This is a genomic window from Candidatus Zixiibacteriota bacterium (genome assembly GCA_035380245.1).
Lineage (GTDB): Bacteria > Zixibacteria > MSB-5A5 > GN15 > FEB-12 > DAOSXA01.
In genome coordinates this window covers 351532-373656 of sequence record DAOSXA010000003.1, presented here as the reverse complement: position 1 = coordinate 373656, position 22125 = coordinate 351532, and the positions used below count along the sequence as shown (strand labels likewise).

The 22125-nt window shown below is 50.8% G+C and carries 11 protein-coding genes; 1 reads left to right on the top strand and 10 read right to left on the bottom strand.

Annotation, left to right across the window (positions count from 1 at the left end; all coding sequences use genetic code 11):
• Window positions 1-193: 193 nt before the first annotated feature.
• Both PLF13_11830 and PLF13_11825 read right to left on the bottom strand, forming a co-directional pair.
• A complete protein-coding gene (locus tag PLF13_11830) occupies window positions 194-2917 on the bottom strand; it encodes a M6 family metalloprotease domain-containing protein (GenBank protein HOP07967.1) in 2724 nt (907 codons plus the stop codon).
• Between the two features lie 122 nt (window positions 2918-3039).
• Complete coding sequence (locus PLF13_11825) at window positions 3040-5922, bottom strand: S8 family serine peptidase (GenBank protein ID HOP07966.1); 2883 nt, start codon at window positions 5920-5922, stop codon at window positions 3040-3042.
• A gap of 291 nt (window positions 5923-6213) precedes the next feature.
• Between PLF13_11825 and PLF13_11820 the strand changes: the two genes are divergently transcribed.
• Window positions 6214-8352, top strand: a complete 2139-nt coding sequence (locus PLF13_11820) for a glycosyltransferase family 39 protein (GenBank protein HOP07965.1) — start codon at window positions 6214-6216, stop codon at window positions 8350-8352.
• Between the two features lie 89 nt (window positions 8353-8441).
• Here PLF13_11820 and PLF13_11815 read toward each other — a convergent pair whose 3' ends face one another.
• The 8 genes from PLF13_11815 to waaF all read right to left on the bottom strand — a co-directional run bounded on the left by PLF13_11815 (window position 8442) and on the right by waaF (window position 22124).
• Window positions 8442-10691, bottom strand: coding sequence for a hypothetical protein (locus PLF13_11815; GenBank protein HOP07964.1), 2250 nt, complete (start codon window positions 10689-10691; stop codon window positions 8442-8444).
• Between the two features lie 19 nt (window positions 10692-10710).
• A complete protein-coding gene (locus PLF13_11810) occupies window positions 10711-11700 on the bottom strand; it encodes a PorV/PorQ family protein (protein ID HOP07963.1) in 990 nt (329 codons plus the stop codon).
• A gap of 52 nt (window positions 11701-11752) precedes the next feature.
• Entirely contained in the window at window positions 11753-15079 is a 3327-nt protein-coding gene (locus PLF13_11805) for a TonB-dependent receptor (GenBank protein HOP07962.1), read from the bottom strand.
• Between the two features lie 318 nt (window positions 15080-15397).
• A complete protein-coding gene (locus tag PLF13_11800) occupies window positions 15398-16183 on the bottom strand; it encodes a hypothetical protein (protein HOP07961.1) in 786 nt (261 codons plus the stop codon).
• A 262-nt stretch (window positions 16184-16445) separates the two neighbouring features.
• Window positions 16446-19364, bottom strand: coding sequence for a sigma 54-interacting transcriptional regulator (locus tag PLF13_11795; protein ID HOP07960.1), 2919 nt, complete (start codon window positions 19362-19364; stop codon window positions 16446-16448).
• Window positions 19365-19417: 53 nt separating this feature from the next.
• A complete protein-coding gene (locus PLF13_11790) occupies window positions 19418-19756 on the bottom strand; it encodes a hypothetical protein (protein ID HOP07959.1) in 339 nt (112 codons plus the stop codon).
• A gap of 173 nt (window positions 19757-19929) precedes the next feature.
• Window positions 19930-20901, bottom strand: a complete 972-nt coding sequence (locus tag PLF13_11785; GenBank protein HOP07958.1) for a DUF362 domain-containing protein — start codon at window positions 20899-20901, stop codon at window positions 19930-19932.
• A gap of 182 nt (window positions 20902-21083) precedes the next feature.
• Complete coding sequence (waaF, locus tag PLF13_11780; protein HOP07957.1) at window positions 21084-22124, bottom strand: lipopolysaccharide heptosyltransferase II; 1041 nt, start codon at window positions 22122-22124, stop codon at window positions 21084-21086.
• Window position 22125: the final 1 nt, after the last annotated feature.

Here is a 22125-nt window from a genome sequence, read left to right as displayed (position 1 = left end):
TCATATTCATTTATACGCTTTCATCTAAATGAAAACGAATATCAATTTCAATTATATATGTATCATCGGAACTGTCAAGAAGATTAGTGATGTTTTTCACAAAAAAAAGAGCCCCTCAACCTCCTTCCCTACAAGCATATAGCCACCGTTAAGCGGTGGCTATTCGCTGTATCGGACAATGTATTTCTGTTCGTTATTTGAGCAGAACCATCTTCCTGGTTTCAGTATTGTCGCCGTGAGTCAAACGATAGAAATAAACTCCTGTCGCAACCGGAGCTCCGGCCTCAGTTGTTCCATCCCAGACAACCTCATAATGTCCGGGTATCTGACGACCGTTCACCAGCGTCGTAACCTTCTGCCCCAACATATTATAAACCGACAGATCCACCACCGGGGCAGTACCGCCGGTCGGGCGAATGGTATAGGCGATAGTCGTGACAGGATTGAACGGATTAGGATAATTCTGACTGAGACTGAAACTTCCCGGAAGGGCAACCGTTCGGTTTTCGTCTTCAATATCGGTAGGAATACCGCCGAAGAATTCCAGGACACGACCAATTAAATCGTCGCAGGTATTGTAACCGGAGCGGTTGTCATTGATATACTCCATCGGGAAACCCAGGAAAACCGTATTATAGGACCCGAGACGGGAAACACCACAGGTATGCACCGGCGGCAGATAACTGTTAAAAGCCGCCTCACCACCGTTTACCGGCGTTACGAACTGCACCGCACCGTAGGAGGGAAGTCCGGACTCATACATAAACTTCATACCATCGCCGACCGTATTGCCGCTGACACCGGCGAAAGCTGGTGTCATATAAGCCGTATCTCGCTGGATTCCAAGGTAGTCGTTGAGAAAATCAGCATCTATACTCTCGATATCGGCAGCGCCGGAAATCGACGACAGGAACAGGTTCCCGTTGCTATTCAAATAATCCGTCATCGCCTGAACATCCGTAGCATTGAGAGCCCCGATAGTTGAATCTCCGGTGTGCCAGAAAACCATCGGATAGCCGATCAGATCACTGCCGGTGGGCGATCCGGCATCATCCTTATGCCACACCTCATAAGGTATACAGCGGTCGTGAACGATATCGGAGTAACGCTCATCGTAATCATCACCACGGTCGTCATCGACAATCAATATCTGCGGTAAGCCAAGACTGAACTCAACCGCCAGGGTTTTGGAAAATTCGTTCGATCCGGGAGTGTCCGACAACGAATCGGAGGTAATAGTCAGGTAGAATGAATCGATAACCGGTACGAAAGATGAAGCCAGAGTAAATTCAATGGCATCCAGATTCGAGGCTTCGAAGCCGTTGAAGACCGATGCAAGCTGGACCTCATCGGTTACGAAATTAACCTCTGGACGATTAGTACTGGCTGAGAGGCGAGCATTATAAGTAACCCGCATCTCATTGATGAAGCTACCGTAGAATCGGATCGTCTCGCCCGGCTCAAGATAACCGTTGCCGTTGCCGTTCGGACCGGAGTCATCGAAGCTGAAAGCATCGCTTCCCGAGAACAATTCCCACGGACGCGAATACGTAATATCCAGATCGGCATACATCAGTGAGTCGGAATCGGAGATGTCCCAGACTGAAATCGTGGAAACCTCGCCGAAGTTCAATCCGGTTTCGTTCGTGTTGGAATTCGGGTTGCTGAATTCATTGAAATTTCTGTTGTTAGTTGCACCGGGCCATGGATCACCGCTGTCGCCGCCGTTATTATCCGTCAGGGCCAGATCATTTTTACCATCGGCTTGTTCCAGAGCAACCATATATCTCAAGTAGTTATTGTTGTTGCCGGCGGCCAGATCGATGTGGTAGATAAACAATCCCCATCCCGGTAAAGCGGCATCGAAACCGTAGGGTTGGCGGTTTTCCACAAGCCAGTACTCGCCCTGTCCCGTAATGGCATTCCGCAAGCGATAAACTGAATTTTGGTTGTATTCACTTGCCGGGATTTCCACATGCTTCATGTTTTCAGTAACTTCAATCATGGAAGTCCAGCCAAGAACGACGCGGGAATAGGCATCCAGACAGGAGGGGGTCCGGCTGTTACCGTTATAATTGCCGCTGGCCATTAACGACCACGAACCGAGGCCGTCGGATGTCGAGGGAGTATAATCCGTATCATAGTAATCGATCAAACCAAGCTGGTGGCCATATTCATGACAGAAGACCCCAATGCCTGAGATACCGCTGCCAAACTCTTCGGGATTCATTGTATACTCGGAGATAACTACACCATCATATTCAATTGGTGTAGCCAGCCCCCCCTGATGTGACCAGATCCCCTCAACTCCTTCTTCCGCACCTCTTCCGGCATGGATAACAACCACACCGTCACAAAAACCGTCCGAGTTGTTGTCATAGCGAGAGAAATCCGCACCGCCGAAGACCTTGGCATAAACGATGGCATCGCGGGCAAGCTCGCGACCTCGCGTTAAGCCATTATCATAACCGGTATAGTAATCGTAGGTTGACGGCATTTCGAACCAGCCAAAAATGTCGCCTTCAATCAAAACCTGACCGTAGGAGTTTTCCCAATAGTAATCGGTCATAGAACCGGTAGTATTGGTTATGACATCGATGCCTTTCTGCGAAAACAGGAGCGAGTCAAACGACGAGGAATCAGTGCTGACAAAACCATCTTCAGAAGCGTTGTCGGTGAAATCGACCAAAATTACACAAACGCGCAATGTGTCTACCTCATCCGCAGTTGCCATCGAAGGCGGCAGGTGCGATTTATCCAGCGGAGAATGTTCGGGAGGCTGATTACCGCCGGCGGCATTAAACGCTCGTAAGGCATCGACCTTCTGCTTCCACACCCCTTCAGCGACCCACTTTTCTATCGCTTCGCGAGTTGGTGCTACCGCTGATACCGACTGTACTAACAGAAGCAGTATCATAATCATCAACAAAGATGCTATACTTAATTTAACAGGGCGGTTCATTCGCTTACCTTTCATATCCATTCTTCTAAGACACCTGCTATGCGGTCAATGTTCCTGATATTATACATCTCAGGATTCTATTTCAAAAGCACCATTTTACGCGTTAATGTAGTCGTTTCCGTTTGAAGGCGATAAAAATACACACCGCTGGCGACCTCGTCTCCTCGTCCGGAACGACCATCCCATTCTACCTCGTAGTAACCGGCAGACAGACGTTCCGCTGTCAGGGTGCGAACCTTCTGACCGACGCTGTTAAACACTTCCAAGGCGACATCCTGAGCCTGGTCGATTTCAAAGGCAATGGTCGTGGTCGGATTAAACGGATTAGGATAATTCTGACTCAGACGGCAATCCGTCGGAAGTGTTTGATCGGTAAAATCGTCGACATCGGTAGCGATATCGTACCGCTGGCGAGCTTCCGTTATATTGGCATACAATTCGGCTTCCGAAGAACCAGCTACCAGAGCAAACGCGACAACAGCGGTATCGTAGGGAGCCAGGTCGAACTGTCGAGACGACGCCATGAACATATAGTCACCGTAGCCGACAGCGGTACAGGAATCAACTCCCGATGAAAGCAAACCATACAACTCACTACTGGTAAAACCGCCCTTTCCGGATTCATTGGCAATCACCTGATACGCTTCCAGATTCTTCAGACCCACGATTCCAACCAGAAGACCATCGGAGTTACGATGATAGAGCATATTCATATCTGCATCAATGACGCATGACTCACCCGAAAGGGACAAATCAAAATCGGCAAAAAAGCCAAAGAAGAGGTTGCTGACCGACTCGATCGCGTAATTTTCAAGCACATACTCGCAGATCACATAATCCCCGGCTCCATCGTAACCAACGATCGACTGGCGTATGGAGATCGGAATCGGGATATCGGAGTTTGTATCAACAAACCGTGAAACGAGTTCCTGTTCACCCGACGTTGCGTTGTTGGAGTAAAGGTCTACTGTCGGGGCAAAATCGGAAGAAGCATACTGCCCAAGGCTGTCGCGAACAGAACGTGAGAGCTGCAGGGCGTTACGACCAACCACCAAACCGGCTTCATAGAGCAGGTTGTCACTGCCGTCAAAACGGAAACCGAGACCGCCGGCCTGATAAATTGAACCTTCGGCCAAACCGTACTGACCGAAGTCTGAAACGGTATATTCGATACGCCCGGCGTTTATATCGGCGATACTGCCGACATAGGCATAGCCAACCGAGAGTTGGATCGAAAGGCTGTCAAGGTAGTTATTATCGATATCATAAAGCTTGAGGCCAAATTCGATTTTTGCCCCGTGCGACACCGTGCTGTCGATAGAAATCGTATACGGATAGACATTGGTAGCGGTGGTGCCAAGTGAACCAAAATTGAAATTGGCGGAGTTGTTTACGATTGTAGCTCGGGCGTCGTCACAGCTCAAACGCCCCGTAACCAGATTGATATTCCCCTGAGGATTTATCAGACTTACTCTCAATCCAACTGTCTCACCCGGAAGAGCGATACCGTCGTCGGTGATACTCTGTCCGGAAAGTGAGAATTCCGGAGCAGCGGGCGAAGGCAGCAACTGGAGCATAAGTTCGGCGTCCGGCAGACCATAACCGTAGGTGTTGTCTTCACCGGTAGCACCAAGATCCTCGGCCGACTGCATCAAAGCCGTCTTAATTTCAGTCACGGTCGCTTCCGGATTATACTGCCGGGCTAAAGCTACCATACCGGCGATATAAGGAGCCGCCATTGAAGTACCGCTCATTATCGCAAAACCTCCACCCTTCTGGGAGGAACGAATCTGGTAACCACAGGCAACCACTTCCGGCTTTATCGAGGTCTGGTCGCAAGAGGACGGGCCGCGGCTGGAAAAGCTGGTAATAACCTTGTCGTTGTTGATCGCGCCGACAGAAAAGCTATTCAGCGGGGTGGTCGCCAGATCGGCTGGAGAGCGCATAGTCATCGAATCCGGGCCCTCGTTGCCGGCAGCGAAAACAGTAACGATACCGGCGGCTTCGGCCACGGCGATAACCTCCGAAAAGGTCTCGTCGCAAGGAGTGAACATACCCTTGGGGATACCCCAGCTATTGAGGATGACATCCGGGACGTCGTCAGTGGTGGTTTCATCATCGTCAGGATTGAGTGCCCATTGATAAGCATCGATAATATCGGCAAAGGTAGTTTGCAGCGGTAAACCCTGGTCGATGACACCGGCGGTAATCCATTCAGCGTCAGGAGCCACGCCGAAGCTATCGGCTTCCATCGCTCCGACCATGATTCCCATAGTATGGGTGCCATGGCCGCGAGCGTCGTAAGGAAGCGTATCAGGAGCAACCGAGGAGAACCAGGCGGCGCTCAGATCGGTGTGATTGCCGCGCCACTTGTCGGCCAGCGCCGGATGACTCTGTTCAACACCGGTATCAAAAGAACAAACCAACCGACCGGAGCCCTTGATTCCACGGTTCCAGACCGCCGGGACATTCATAAGCTGAAGCTGGTCGGATATTCCCACGGACAATTCACTCGAAGCAGAAATCTCGACCGGTTCGTTATATTCCAGCGGCGCATCCTGGACAATGAAACGGACACCGTCGATCGCCGCCAGGCGGTCAAGCTGATTCAGCGGCAAGGTCACAGCATAAGCCGGAACCACCCAGAACCGCTTCATCTGAGTTATAGAATGCTCGGCCAGGAAGTTTTCAACCTCGGTGTAATTACGGCCGTGCTGACCCTTTAACCGTCCCAGGAGACCTACAATACGCTCATGGCGATTAGTTTCAGAGACAGCGGGAGCAATTCTCTCCGGCTGGTCACTGTTAAGAAAAATCACCACGGAGACACTGGAATCAGCGTCATAACCGGTGTTGTTTAATATCTCAGACAGACCGGGAGACAGCACCTGGGTTTGGGCTGTTCCGTGGATGAGGCTTATCGCCAACAGAGTCGCTATTATTGTGAGAGTCTTTTTCACCGGTTCTCCTTACGCCGTAGGTTACAGACTCCCTTTGAGCAAAGGTTATGCCGCAGTTTTTGACTATAATATGTCCGCAGCCGGTTGCATTGGTCCCTGAGAAAGACCCCTTCGTCACATTTAAGTATTTGTAAATCATGGAATTACCAGACCAGAAAAGTGCTGTTTGATAATTGAGCAGGAAGTTTCGCCTCCCGCAGCTTTGCATATTGTGACCCTGATTGCCTATCTAGGCAAAGATTTATCAAATGTACTATTGAAACCATGACTCGACAAGACCATATTAGTCAAATGGATGCACAGCGACACAACAACGGATGGCTCAAGTACTCCCCTGCTTTAGTTCTGACTATAGCTCTGATGGTCCGTCTGGTCTATCTGATTTACTACTCCGGCCAGCCTGATTGGGGACACCTGACTGTCGACAACTGCTACCATCACAACTGGGCTATGGCTCTCGATGAACGTGGCTGGATCGGCGGCACGACATTCTTTCGCGCCCCGCTGTACATCTACAGCCTGGCTTTTCTGTATCTCCTGTTCGGTTCATCTTTGTGGGTCGGCCGGATATTCGGCCTTCTCGTAGGTCTGGCATCGGTAAACATGACTCGGTTGATAGGCCAACAGGTTGGCGGTCATCGAGTTGGTTTCATCGCCGGTCTCCTCCATGCCCTTTATCCGATAGCGATATATTTCGATGCCGAACTCCTTCTTGATCCAATGTTCACACTCCTGTTCGAGATTTCCGTGTGGTTCTGGATCAGGTGGATGCAAGAGGGATCACGCCGGACTGCTTGGCTATGCGGATTATGGTTAGGCCTGGCCTGTATCACAAGGCCAACCGGTCTGGTGTTGGCGCCGGTCATACTCTTATTCTGGCTTGTTTCGAGCGACAGAAAAAAGCTGCTCCATACCATGCTGCCGGCGGTTATCGGGCTCCTTCTTCCCCTGAGCTTAACCCTGGTGCGTAATCTGGCTGTTGCCGATGATCCGGTTCTGATTTCATCACAAGGAGGGATCAATTTCTATATCGGAAACAATCCCAACGCTACCGGAACTACCGCCGAACTGCCCGAGCCATACGGCGCTAATTGGCGTATCAAGCAAATCACTTATGAAGCGGAACAGGCTGCCGGCCACCCTCTCAGACCGGGACAAGTAAGCTCTTATTGGTACGATAAGGCTTATGACTGGATCAAGACTGAGCCTCTGGATTTCATCACCCTCTACTTGAAGAAACTCTATTACTCCGTTAGTAATCAAGAGCTTTCCAATAACCGTAATCTGGCTCGCATCCTCGGGTCTTTCACCCTCTTTCGTTTCATGCCGCTTAATTTCTCCGTCCTTTTCGCTCTGGCCATAATCGGATTATTCATGGCCGGACAGTCTAAAATCAACGCCGTCAGATTAGCCGTTCTCATAGCAGTATACCTGGCCGGAACCGCATTGTTTTTCTGCAGTAGTCGCTTTCGTTTGCCGGTGGTGCCGTTTCTGGCAGTTTTAGCCGGGCTGGGCGTAGTTCGTCTCATCGACATAACCAAAGCAAACAGGAATAAATTAGCGGCATCATTGGCGGCAGGTTTGTTTGTCGGCTTAATAACGTTCTTTCCCATAATCGCATTGCCTGCCTCAGGATCTGCCAGTGACGCCATCTCCCGAGGTCTCTACCAATATCAACAGGAACATTATCAGGAAGCTCTGGGCTTTTTCAGAATAGCTCGTACTTCGGATTTAAAATATCCCGAGGTGAACCTCAACATCGGCGCGACCTTTTTACGCCTGGGACAAGTCGATTCAGCCCAGCATTACTTCCTGGCCGAAACGTTTTACAATCCTCAGCGATGGAAAGCCTGGTCCAACCTTGCCTCGATCGCTCTGCTGCGTGACTCGTTGACACGAGCGGAGGAATTCTCCCTGAGGGCTTTATCCATCGCTCCCTGGGATGTCCGCGCCAACAAAGCCCTGTTGCGGGCAACGGTCGACCAGCCGGATGTTGACATTGAGACGATTCGAGAAACGGCTGTAAACGGAGCAGCCAAAACCGACAACGACCTGTCTTATCTTAACGAAGCGGCTATCCTTTTAACTAGTCGCCAGGATTACAGCATCGCTCAGGATCTACTTAATCGAGCGATTACAGCCCTTCCGCCACCGATCGAAACCGACGACGGTGCCTTTGAGCCGTTCTTCCCCAATGCCGCGGCAAATCGACGCATTGAGAAAGCTCATGCTCACTATCAATTAGGTTACATCCTGGGCTTGAACGGTATGCTTTCAGAGGCGGCCTCAGAGAGTCGTAAAGCTATCTCACTGGATCCCGATCTTCAGGCGGCCTATATCAACCTCACCACGGCACTTCGCTCATTGGGGCGCACAGTCGAAGCAGATTCCATCGCGACGCTAGCCCAAAAGCGCTTTCCTACTCAATAGCGTCGTTGCCATCTTTCATAAAAAGAGGAAGCCGGAGCCGACTGCTGTCGACTCCGGCCGTTATCTACCGGACTGAAAAACGTAATTGCTTAACGGAAGTCCTGAACTTCCACCGAACGTCCTTCGCGAGCTTCAATCTCACGCGTACGTTGATCGGCATTTTCACGGGCTTCATCGGCTGAGATCATGACCGGGGCGTTATTATAACGCGGTGCACCATTGACCTGCTGGTTGCCGGTGCCCAAAGTCGGATCATACAGCCAATCGAATATCATACCTGAGACAGAATCAAGGATAGCACTGTCCATACCAGGCGTAGTGAAATTGAAATGTACGGTTCTGAAAAGGCTGGTCTCGTAACGATGCGCTACCGGTCGGCCCTGGAAAGCCAACTGATTGTTGGCTGGATGGGACTGACCATAGCAGGAACGGTACAAGTAGAGCACTTCCGTACCATAAGCCGTTTGGCTCCAGTTCACTTCAGGAAGAGCTTTATTCTCATCCGACCACAGTTCCAGAATAGCACCACCCGACAGTGCACGAGTCCAGGTATAACGCTGGTGAAGGAGGGTTGTGTCAACCGGGAAGTCAGGCCAAACCGATTCATCGAGCGAGATACCGCCGATGAAATCCTGGAATAAACCACCTATCTCGCATTCTACATCCAGGCTGCCGACAGCAGCCATACATACCCAACCGGTGAAAGCGGTACGCTCTACACCGAAGTACCAGGTATATTCAGCAGATGGTACGATATCCAGAATACCAGCTTCCTGACCGCCGCCATCAACAGGCAGACGCATTGTAGCCCAGACGTTGATACCGGCGTCAATAGCCTTATAGATGTTGTCATAGTACTGCTCCTGGACATTGGAGCCAACGTCGTCATTGTAAAGAATAAGCATTTTATGCTTCAACAACTCCGACACCGGGAGGCCTTCCTCAGTATTATCATACATACGTTTTACGAGGAAGTAATCCGGAGCAGAAAAACTCTGTGACAGGATACCCTGGGAAGCTCTTATCGTATCAAACACGATTTCATAAGAGGGATGCTTGGCCGACCAATGATTTACGAGGCTCTGGAAGTGCATTTTCTTCGAGAACTCGGGGTATACTCCACCAGGACTTACTTCGTATGGCTCATTCCACTTCTTGGTACGAGCGGTCGTGTTGAATTCGAGCACGGCAATGTCACGCTCATAACGCGGATCAATTACCTGGAATTCTTTATACGCCGGGACCAGATCCGGCACCGAAGCATCGTCTCGACTGCGAACCCAGAATACGAAGTTCATGAGCACCGTAGTATCCATATCACCGGGATCGAAATTATCGTAGACATTATACAGGGTATCGGATTCCGCCAACACCCATACTGAATCATCATCAGAGCTGCCGTTATTAGATTCCGACGCTATCATGTCCAATCCGGCAGCGATGAATTCAGGATCGGTCACATTGAAACGACTCTGGATACTTCCGTAGGCCGATTCACCGAGATCGGCTGTTACGATGATCGTATCGCATTCTTCGACAAAATCTTCTTCCTGGTAAACCGTATCACAACTAATGATAGTGTCACCTACTTCATAGATTAAACCATCATTAGTAACATACACTTTATCAAAATAATCAGAGTTGATCAAAGCTATCTGATCATCAGTATACGGTCCATACAACCGCCAATGGTATTCAAATGCCGGAGGATCAGACGGATAGTCGATAGGATCCTCTCCATACCAGCGCAGCTTGACACCGGTAATGGCTCCACCTGAAACCTTGGCATTGATGAACGGCAGATCGGCCGTGGCGATACCGTAGATCAACGTATTCGGCGGATTGTCGTTTCGCGAAAACATACGATAGACGATATCCGATCCAAGGCCCTCTTCATCGAACGCCTGCAGGAATACGTATTGATCGATATAGGTACGCACCGGGTCACTCAAATCAGCAGACATCGAAACCACGTTCGTCGTCTGTGGATCCGGCCCCTTCGGTTCGACATCGAGGCGAATCCAGGAATCTGCCGGAATCGTTTCTGCAAACGAGGCCAGAGGCGTAGTACCTATCTCAGCGGCGGTGGCTACATAGTAGCGGAAGTAAGAAATCAAACCGTCGCGGTCGGTACCGACCCAATAAATGACCGGGTTACGCGAAAATTCCTGGCCTTCCGGAGGGATATTCACGAAATAAACAATCGGCTTCTGATTGGCGTTGACGTCGCCGTCAACCGTCTTGGTACAGCCAGCCAGAATAGCGAGACCGATCATCGTGGCTGCAATCAGAATCACAACCACAAGCAGTGTCATTTTCTTGTTCAACTTCATATTCATAATCTGTCTGCTCCCCTCCTTAGAATGCCAGCGACATCGAGAAACGATGCACCTGGGTAAGAATTCCAAAGTCCTGGAAAGCATAGTCGACACTGATCTCGCGGTCATTACCGAACGGAATCGAGAGTCCGCCGCCGGCCGTAAAACCGTCTTCATCGTAGTTGAACCGGTGTCCGGCGCGGAGGCTGAACATACCCTTGTAGATGTATTCAAGACCCGTGTTGTATTTTTCCAGGTTGTCTGAGGGGTGAGCGCCTTCGGCTGCCAGGGTCACAACGTGATCGACACCGTCGATGATGTTGATTGCGCCACCGAACTTGAAGTTGATCGGCAACGGATAGGAATTCGAGATCATCGTCATGTCCGGTCCGAAGTTGGTAATCGCCATGGCGATTTTGAATCCACGGTGACCGGTATCATAAACGGTACCGACATCGACCGACCAACCGTTGGCGCTGTAATCATGAACGAATTCACCGATATACTTCACCGAGAAACCGATCGAGAAACGATCCGTCAAGTAACGGCCGTAACTGACCGACACGGCCAGATCGTTCCAACCGAATGTGCGCCCGGTTCCTTCGTAAGTACCCCTTGACATGGTCCGCTCGATCATCTCACCCGAGGAGAGACCATAGGCGCCTATTCCGAGCACACCCCCGATCGACTCCAGAGGGATGCCGAAGCCGACAAAGCCATAGTTGATGTCGGCGGGCAGATTGATGTAGGTAAACGCGACCTCGCGGCCATACAGCGAAGTGAGTCCGGCCGGGTTGTAGTACAGCGCTGAGATATCATCGGCTACGGCAGTGAATGCTTCTGCCATACCCATCGCTCTCGCCGATACCCCCAGTTCCAGGAACTGCGCTCCGGTGGTGCCTACTTTGGCCTGCGCTCCCACTGTCGCAGGCAGACACCATAGCACCGCGCAGATCAACACTGCCCCCAGCAGTGGGATCATCCGGCCGGCCCTGCGTCCGACAGTTGAACTGTTATTGGTAGATAACATGGCTTCCTCTATGTCTACTTTCTCTATATTATTCTAAATTTAATCTGCATCCTTACAGGTTCAACTCAAGACCGACTCTTATCTGACGGCCGTAATCCCAGTTCTCAGGATTCTGGTCATAGGGCGTACCACCCTTGATGACCTGGTTCACGTTCTGCTGTGTGTCGGCGCGACCTGTATTAGAGTAGACGTCGACAACGTTACGGCTGTCAAAGATATTCTCGACCCAAATAATGAAACTGTAATCGAGACCGACAAAACGGAAGTCCTTCGTAAAACGAACGTCGAATGTCATATTCGCGGGCATTCTCAGAGCATTGGTCTGGACATCCTCACCGGACACCAGGTCGAGATTGGGATAAGAACTCGACGGGGTGAACGGTTCACCGGATTCGATAACGGATTCAATAGCCAGCGACCAGCCGTTCAGAATGGGAACACCGAACAGGCGCGGCTTAACCGAGGAAGGAACAAAAACCTGGATCGATCCGACCAAACGATGGCGGATATCGTTGTCCAGTGGTGCTTCCGACAGCGGCTCGCGCGAAAGTTCGAAGTCGCTCATGTAGTTCTCGTTGGTCTGCGAAGCTTTACCGTAGGCAAATGCGTAAGTATAACTGAGCTGACCGTTGACATAACCACCGCCGCGCTTCTCGATAGTGACCTCGAAACCGCGGCTGCGACCATAGTCTGAGTTCTGATACTGCTGATAAGTCTGACGTTCCACGGTTACCTGGCGTGAGTTGATCTTATCGAACTCGTCCTTGAAGTAACCGCTGATATCGACCGAATAGTTCTCGCTCATAGCGTACTTGACACCGAACGAGTACTGAATAGTCTTTTGATAATCGAGGTTGTAGTTACCGATCGGGATATCCTGGTCAACCGAAATGGTATTACGACGATACATCCACAACAGCGACGGCAACTGGAAGAAGTGACCGTAGTTAAAGTGAATCTTCGCCTTATCCGAAATCGGGTAGGAGAAACCGATACGCGGCGAGAATTTCTGACGATCGCCGAGAATCACGCCTGAACCAAGGTCATCCTGCTCCGCCACTTCAACCAGGTCATACTTATCCTGGATGAAGAAGTCCCAGCGGAATCCCAACGATGCGATCATCGAACCGTATTCCAGCTTATCGCGGAAATAAACGGTTCCGCGCCATGGTTGATAATCGAACATATCGCGCAAAGCACCGCGATCCGAATACGGACCGCCGTCTTCACGGCCTGAGTACGGATAGTACGGTTTCTGAATTTCCCTATAGGTTAATTCCTCACGAGTGAAAGCCGCACCGGACTTCAACTCGTGCGAACCGAGCTGCCAGAACAGTTTGACTTCAGCACGATAGGTATCGGTGTTACGATAGTGCCAGGTTGCATCCTCGTCATAATTCCCCGTATTGAGGAAGCTCGAGGCGCCGCCATAGTCGTAGGTGCCGTTGCCGTTTTCATCGGTAAAGGGTTCACCTACATCGTACTGGCTGTTAGGCATATCATAGACGCCGTTGCCGTTCCGATCCAGATACGGAATACCCGGCACCCATTCGTTCGGTTCAACGTTGTCCGGTCCGTCGTGACGACCGTTGTGGTTGTAATCCATGTTGTCGTCGCCGGCGGAACGAATGAAAATATCGATACCATCATCGTAAGTGTCGTTACCGTTGACGTCGATAAAAGGTTCGCCGATGATCGAATCACCGTCGATATAAGGCTCAGGATCGCGATTGTTGATCGTACTCACCCGGTCAGCATCGAGGATACCGTTCCCGTTCTGATCGTGGAGATAGTCACCCTCATCCCAGACACCGTTACCGTTCAGATCAATGAAGGGCTCACCTTCGAGGTTGTCGACGATGTCGTTGGAATTGAAACGGAAGGTCGATACCGAATACTCGCTGGCCTGAACGTTCTCATCATAGTTCGACTCGCCAAAGGTGTAAGCCGGACCGGTATATCCATAGCCGTAGTCGGCCGTATCCGGATACAGATTGATAATCGGTTCGGGAGCGTCATAGACACCGTTGCCGTTATTATCTTCGTAAGTCTCCCATTCGGAGTTGAGAACGAATTCATCGGGGTCCAGACCACCCGGCTTTTGCGTAACACTTGTCCGTGAGAACGAGAAAAGCGCCTCATAGTTCAGATTCTTCGAAATCGCCTGAGAGATTTCAAGAGAAGCCGACTTCCACTGATCGTTGTAAACCGGAGCGGTGTTCGCAGAATAACGATAGTTCCAATCGAACAGAGTGATGAAACGCTGACGATCTTTATAAGAGAAGATGAATTTCAGATTGTTCTTCGGACGGAACTTGAGGTTGGTCATCCAGTAATAGTTATTCTCCGCCCGTTCAGGAATATCGAGACCGAAGAATGAAAATGACTCGTAGTTACGAGCCGTCAGGTCGGTATCATAATCCTCATATTGATGAATACCGTCATGCTTCTCGACCTCAGCATAGAAGTAATAAGTCAGTTCCTTATCCTCGAGGTAGTGGAGACCAAGAGCCGGAAGAACCTTATTTTTGAAAATGGGATCCGGACCTGACAGAGTGAAACGCACATAATCGTAGTTGCGTGAATACTCATTCAAATCCGAATTGCCGAGATCATCGGTCATATACTGCAGGTTGAGACGGGTATTGTCCTTAGAACCGGTCTGAGTCGTGATCTTCACGATACCGGACAGGGCGTTACCGTACTCAGGATCGAAGCCGTCTTTAATAACGGTAAATTCCTGAATCGAACCCGACACCAGCGACAGGTTGGCGCCGGCCTGACCCAAACCGCCGAGCGGATCGCCGATCGGCACACCGTCCACGATGTACGACACCTCACCGGCACGACCACCGCGGATGAATACTTCACCGGAAGCATTCTGCACGACACCGGCCACCTGCGTAAGGAGTTCTTCCACCGAAGTCACCGGCTGCGTCTTAATCGCGTCCGCCGTTATGACGACCTGGTTGGAAACCTGGAACTTGTCGATAACATCCTGTTCAGCGGTCACCTTAATCGTTTTACCGATATCCGTGACCTTCTTTTCCAGGGCTTGATTCACCTCGGTCGTCAAGTCCGATTGCACCTGGACATCGGACACTTCAACCGTGTGGTGGTCCAGATCCGAAATCTTGATCACGTACGTTCCCGGTTCGAGACGGGCGATAATATAGGTGCCGTCAAGCCCGGTCATGGCGCCGAATTTCGTCCCGACAACGAGAACTGACGCTCCGATTACCGGATCTCCCGTTTCCTTGTCAGTGATGGTCCCTTTTATCTGACCAACCCCTGCCGCATACACGAACGATGGAGCCAAAGCCAGAACAAGCAGCAGCATCACTGCGATGTTCATTACCTTAAAGTGCCTTACGGGCATTACCAAAACCTCCATATCCTAGCCGAATATTCTTTTTATCACATTGGAACACGCAAAACGATTGGTTTCGCGCAAGGCGGAAGGCCAGCTTCGAAGCAGATAACCGATGATTAAGCAACCATGATCGAGGAACATTCAGTACGCCGGACTCCAACCCATTCTCACGTCAAATGCATCCATTCCAAAGGCTTCCGAACACTTAACGGAAGCCCATTAAGGTGTTAAAGTAGGCACCATACACCGGGGAAGTCAAGCGGTTTTTTGCCCATGAAAACCATCCCCGATCTAAGCTATAGACTGTAACTGACGGTGCTGTGTTTAAAACTTATCACGCGTACTAAACGGGTAACGATAAATAGTTTCGCGGCGTTTCTTGAGAGCCTGAAAATCTTCCGGAGCAATGTCTCCATGGTCGAATGCGACGACAAAATGCTTCCCCAGGCACTGTCTGAAACGTTCCGCAGCCGACGCAAACTCTGCGCTTGTTACAACCTTTGACTTACTCCCGTCACCGACTCCCGTTAGCGCCGGATGTGATACAATCCCTCCGATTTTAATCGATCCGTGCTGCAAAATCGTTGAGCCGCTTCTATATGCAGCCGAGGCTACGATTTTCCCCGAAGTTGCTACAATTTCACTGCGGGCGCGTGATGCAAAGCATGGCGCGGTATGAAAAAAATTACGGTCAGCGTGCCGTTTTGAAGATTGGCGAACGTAGTCAGAGTCAATACCTGCTTCCAAAAGGAAAGCAACCAGTCCCTCCGCAATGCGATCTCCCAACTTCGCCCCCGTATTTTCAAGGACAGAAGGTATCGAAGCATCCTGATTGACAGTGATACAATAGGTTAACTCGGAAGGATCGTGATACAAGGCACGTCCTCCGGTGATTCTCCGAATGGCTGGAGTATCACCCAATGCGGAGTGATTAAAAGCTTTTTCCAGACGCTGGTTGCGACCGAATGTCAGTGCTCCCGGTCGCCAGGTATAGAGCCTGAGATATATGGAACCGGGATTTTTCGAAGCGCGGCTGAAAAGGTACTCATCAAACGCCATATTGAAATACGGATCAGCGCCGTAATGACTGAAAAAAAGATATTCCGACATGCGGACAAGATATACTCGCAAGCGGATCAGGGCAAGGCGGACAATAAAAAACGGGAAGGATAAACCTGCCGCTTTTCATATTCATTCATGTCTTCGGGAGGATCGGTTGAAAAACTTATACTATGTATGATATTTGACAGGACACAGACATAACATGGACTATATATGGTCGTCAATACGCTATATTGAGGGGATTATAAATTGTGTCACCCGAGACTTGTCATCCGGGTGAACAAGAGTGACTCCGGGGAGTAAACGGAGTTCAGTTGAGACGATCCAGATCGATATCGTACTGTTTGATTTTGAGGCGCAATGTCGATTCCGGAATGTTCAGTAAAGCGGCTGCATGCTTCTTCACTCCGTGCTTCTCCCTTAACGCCTGAACGATATATTTCTTTTCGTGTTCGGCCAGATAGTCGTACAGAGAATACTGAGCATCAAATACCGGTTCGGCCGCTACCGAATCCGACATTGTTTCCTGATCTGAGGCCACCCCCGAAACACGAGATGAAACCACCTCTTCACCGATCACTTCATTATCGGCACTGAGGAGCGACATTTTCTTGATTTCATTCTCCAACTCACGCACGTTGCCGGGCCAGTCATAAGCCATCAGCATACGAAGGACCTCACCGCCGACACGCTTGCCCGTGCCTTCGAGGAAATGATTAATCAACAGGGGGATGTCTTCCTTGCGTTCACGCAACGGCGGCAAGCGGAAACTCATCGCTGAGAGACGATAGTAAAGGTCCTGTCGGAATTGACCGGAATCCATCATAATCCGGAGGTCCTTGTTGGTAGCCGAAACGATTCGTACATCCACCTTGCGCGGGATCGTCTCACCGAGACGAACCACTTCTTTCTCTTCGAGAATTCTCAACACCTTAGCTTGAATCGAAAGCGGCATATCAGCGATTTCATCGAGGAAGAATGTCCCGCCGTCGGCCTCCTCGAATAGTCCGGCCTTATCGCGATCGGCTCCCGTGAAAGCACCGCGCTTGTATCCAAACAATTCGGATTCAAGTAATGATTCCGGTAATGCGGCACAATTGACCGAAATAAAACGCTTGTCGCGGCGAACTGAATTATAATGAATCGCCCGAGCCAGGACATCCTTGCCGGAACCGGTCTCCCCCTCGACCGAGATCGTTATATTAGAATCGATCACCTGACGCACCTGCGCCAGCATCCTCAACATCGCGGCGCTATGGGTGATCAGATTGGGGAAAGAGGCTTCCTTTTGAAGCTGGCTCTTCAACCGCTGGTTATCCTGCAACAACTGGTTCTTGATCAACTCAGTCCATTTGAATCCGACTAAGTCGGCATAACCGACGGTAAAATTCAACTCGCTCTGATTGAACGGATCAATGCCGTTGTCCCGAGAGAGTCGATCAACATAAAGATAACCGGTAACTCCACCCGATGTCTTAAACGGTACGACAACGACACTGCAGATAACATCGGGACTATCGCTGAAAAGACCGTTGATAAACGGATCACGACGACAGTCAAGCACCAGAGTCGGACGCGTTTTCGAAATTTCCTGGCCCAACAGATTGGAGAATCCCTCCTCGAAACGCCGAGTATGAGCTTCATCCAGAGGGACCGACGAAACAAGGCTGGGTTCTTCATGACCAGGCACCAGAATCAAAGCACGGTGGCCGTTCAATCGACGAGAGAGTGTTTCCAGCACTCCCTGCAACTCCAGCGAGTGCAGATCGGTGTCCTCACCCGGCATGGCCAGACGTCCGAACACCTTATATTCATTCTTGTCCGAGGTCGACAGCGCGACGGCCTGGTCGGAAAGCGACCGAAGGAAGCGACTAACCGCCCGCACCCGGACGTTCTCTTTCAAATGACGGAAAGACCTTTCGGCCCGACTGAGTTTTTTGAAACCGCGAGCCAGATCACCCCACTGACAGGCGAAAACACCGGCCTTGAATTCGGTTTCGGCGACCCAGTACTCAGACTTGAGACGACGGAACAAACGACGAGCCTGGTCGAGCGCAGCACGTACCCGTTCGTATTCAACCGCTTCGGCTGCCATGCCGACCTCGGCCAGACTAAGCAGCGTACGTCCCAGTTCGTAAGGATCACCCACCTCGCGCAGGATATCAACCGCCTGCGCAATGTGTTCTTCGGCAGCAGCACCGTCGCCACGCGCCAGGAACACCCGAGCGATAACCGAACGGGACAGCCCGATCTCAATCTTCTCCCCTAATTGCAGGGATGTTTCAAGAGATTTTTGGGCAAATTTCATTGCTTCATCGAAATTATCCAGCGCCAACTCGACTTCGGCAAGTCGACGAGCCGACTGTGAAACCAAGGCCGAGGACGGCGCCAACATGATACCCTTATGATAGGCATCAGTAAGAATCGCCTTGGCTTTGAACAAGTCACCCTTTTCGAGAGCCAGTTCTCCGGCATACTCGGCATAAATCACACGTTCGCGCTTGAGATCGAGACGACTGATAATTTCGAGAGCATCATCCAGACTGCGCTGCGCCAAGGTAAACTGGCGACGGCGCGTTTGCAGCATTCCCAGGGAAAGGCGGTTCATCGCCTGCGACATTTCCGCTCCATACTCGTTATTGCCGATGATCGCAGACTTCAGGTTTTCCTCGGCTAGCTCCCATTGACCGGTACGAATCTGCGTACGAGCCAGGTTACCGGAAAGCTGCGCCACTTTTCGGGGGTCTTCCGCAACTCCCGAGATTGCCTCTTCGAGGCAAGACGCCGCTTCAGCATAGCCGCATCGCAGGTAGGTTATACCGGCTAATTGGTTGAGAGCATCAATCTGACCGTTGCTGTCGGACGCACGGCGATAAGCTGCCAGCGAATCGCGGGCACGAATCTCGGCGTTCTTCATGTCACCCACAGCATAGTATGCCTTGGACAACAGAAGCTGAATGCGTCCATAGCGACGGTTCACCGGGTAATCCGCAAGAATTCGAGCCGCCTTAAGGCCGTGCTCGACAGCGCGCTGGTAATTACCCTGATGATTCTCGCAATCGGTTTGGAGGGAGTGATATAGGCCGAGTTCATGTTGGCGTCCTGCCAACTCGGTCGCGTCTATCTCCGCCAGTGCCTTCGCGGCATCGGCAAAACGACGCTGGCGGAGAAGGTCCTCAATCGACTCGAGGCGATGATCGAATACAATCTGTGGTGAGGAAAGATCCATCTACAACTTACTTTCCTATGTGTGGCAGACTACGTATTACAAGGAACCGCAAATTACCTTGCGGACGTACCGCTGCCCATATCCGCACTTACCTGGTACACCGCGGCATTACTGCCGAGGATCAACTGCTTCGCGATCGTGAGAGTGATGTCAATCCAGACCCAACCGGTGGTACTGCTCGAAGTACCCCCATTGAATGGGAGAGGATCCTCTAACACTGTTTCAGACGTGTCGGGCAACCACTGATCACCGAAGCTACCCATGCCGCCCTCATGATTATTGTCGCCATCGACATCCCAAGGATCCTCGATGGAGAGGGCTGGTGCGGAGATAAAGCATATCAAGGCAAGCGATAGCAACGATAGCACCGCTATTTGTCTTGGGCCTTTCATGTGCCTTGCCTCCTAAGAGAAAAAGTTACGTATTTTAAGGACGAGTATTAATCCCTATGCTTACAGCAAAGAACGCAGACTTTGCCACTTGAAGTTAATAATAATGCTATTTAATTGTCAAGCAGTATTTTAGGTGGCGCAATAATTGCGCTATCTCCCCCATATAACAGAATCTACACATTAATATGATAACTTATTGCCCCGCTTGGACAAACCTCATAACAACGGAAACAGGATTGGCACAGAGTCCTGTTAATGGACGGTTTTTCATTGTCATTGCGGGCTTTAATCGCTCGGGTTGGGCAGGTTGACAGACAAATCCCGCAGTCGACACACAGGGCCGGGTTTATCATCGGACGGTAATGATCAACTATCCTCTGTCTTACAGACCAACGAGCAGCCATCCGGTTGATCGAATGGTGTTTCGGGAATCCGGCAAGACCATTTATCTCTCTATTCCCCAAGCACTTAACAGCTTCTATATAACCTATTCCAAGACCAGCCCCGGCTGCTGCTTTAATAAGTGGAGAATCGAAACCGACAATATCATACTGCTCGGCAAGAACCGCATCGGCAGCAACAGCGTCGGTTGCAACCAACACCACATCACATGTTAACTCGTTGCGGTACAATAGCACATTAAGATCAGGAGGAATTATACTGAGAATATCAGCCACTCTCTCCCCTGCTTCAATGGCATTGGTGCGAGCAAGAAATTCCAAACGGTTCCGCATTCCCGGCACCGCTCCGCCAAGATTACTTAAAGCTCCACGAACTCCTAACTCCCGTGAGGGACTCGCATTGGCTATATTAATGATTAGATCAGCTTCAAGCACGTCCCGTGGGATCATGTATAAACGTGATTCAACCAACCTGAAATCCAGATGACTCAGTCCGAAATTAACCAGGCGGAAGCCATTCTTTCGAGCTGTTTCAGGCAGTCCTAACCGCTTAAACAATCCTCCCGTCTTGAGTCCGTTGACAACCGGAGCATCCCCCACAACAATCTGAGCCCCTCCGCTTTTCAACAGATTTACCACCTCGGTCAGAAGAGGTAAATACGAATCCGCCTGAGTTGAGTATAAAAGCGGCCCGAAATCGGCGATAATCACCACTCGCGCTCCCGCGACATCCAAACCCGCCAATCTCTTCCGAGAAGGTAGGGCTTCAGTGATTAAGCGCCTTATGCAATCGGTCGTGTCGCCGTCCGGGAGCCGTTTAACCGCTACTGTGGATATAAAATCGGCGTCCATATCATCTTATACGATCCGATTGTCAGTTTTTGTTGGAGGAGATAAAGCGGAAGAATCGCGACCTCAGCCCGGTCTTACCCCAGCGCCAGGACCTCATCAATTGCCGACGAAACCATGTCGACCGTTATCCGGCGCATGCATTGCATCCTGCGATCATCCTTAAGCGGACAGACATTTTTAACGCAACTGATACAATCCAGATCACTCAGGTACACGAGTTTCTTGCGATTGGAAACCGGCGAAGTCTCAGCCGGATCATCAGCTCCAGAAAGAACCACGATCGGGATACCGACCGAGGCTGCCAGATGTGCCGGTCCGGAGTCGTTGCCGACAAAGAACCGAGCTCGAGATAAAATTGCGGCCGCTTCACGCAGAGCGGTTTTGCCCGCAAGGTTGATCACCTCTCCCGGGCCGGTAGCCGCCATTATCTCATCGCCGACAGCCTTGTCGCCGGCGCCACCAATGAGGACCACCTTGAGTCCGCGATCGGTTACAATCTCCTTGATAAGAGAGATATAGTTTTCAGTTCCCCACCGCCTCGACTCAGCGACCGCCTGGAAAGCTATTGCCGCATACGGAGTGTTCTCATTAATCCCAAGACGTCCCAGAATCTCAGCCGCACGCCCGATATCATTCTCATTTAGAAACAATTTAGGCGCCACGTATTCAAGTTCCACGCCCGCTCCCCGGCGAAGGAGATTGAAATACGTCTCACTTCGATGGGTAGAGTTGAGCGGCATCGGCAACGGCAAAGGTTTGGTCAACAGCAGCCGGCGGCCGTCGGCAATATACCCGATTCGCTCCTTCACTCCGGCCAGCTTGAAACCACTGGCGGCGCCAAACGACGGCGGCAGAATATAGCCGACATCGAACCCGTACGGCTTGATCAATTCCTTGATCTTGAATACGGCAATCAAACCGTGGATATGCTCCGCTCGCAGCCGGATAAGCTCATCGATAGCGGGATTAAATTCGAACAAGTCGGCCAGATGATCCGGGACTAGAACCGTCAGCGTCGACCCCGGATGCGCCTCGCGGGCTTCATTAATCATGGGCAAAGCCATGAGACAGTCACCCAGATGATTGGGCGAACGGATCAGTATCTTTGTTGCCATC

What these genes read in the sequence shown, in the direction of transcription:
- PLF13_11830 (HOP07967.1), bottom strand. Translation starts at nt 2,917, where the DNA reads ATGATACTGCTTCTGTTAGTACAGTCGGTATCAGCGGTAGCACCAACT.
- PLF13_11820 (HOP07965.1), top strand. Translation starts at nt 6,214, where the DNA reads ATGGATGCACAGCGACACAACAACGGATGGCTCAAGTACTCCCCTGCT.
- PLF13_11815 (HOP07964.1), bottom strand. Translation starts at nt 10,691, where the DNA reads ATGAATATGAAGTTGAACAAGAAAATGACACTGCTTGTGGTTGTGATT.
- PLF13_11810 (HOP07963.1), bottom strand. Translation starts at nt 11,700, where the DNA reads ATGTTATCTACCAATAACAGTTCAACTGTCGGACGCAGGGCCGGCCGG.
- PLF13_11805 (HOP07962.1), bottom strand. Translation starts at nt 15,079, where the DNA reads ATGCCCGTAAGGCACTTTAAGGTAATGAACATCGCAGTGATGCTGCTG.
- PLF13_11800 (HOP07961.1), bottom strand. Translation starts at nt 16,183, where the DNA reads ATGTCGGAATATCTTTTTTTCAGTCATTACGGCGCTGATCCGTATTTC.
- PLF13_11795 (HOP07960.1), bottom strand. Translation starts at nt 19,364, where the DNA reads ATGGATCTTTCCTCACCACAGATTGTATTCGATCATCGCCTCGAGTCG.
- PLF13_11790 (HOP07959.1), bottom strand. Translation starts at nt 19,756, where the DNA reads ATGAAAGGCCCAAGACAAATAGCGGTGCTATCGTTGCTATCGCTTGCC.
- waaF (HOP07957.1), bottom strand. Translation starts at nt 22,124, where the DNA reads ATGGCAACAAAGATACTGATCCGTTCGCCCAATCATCTGGGTGACTGT.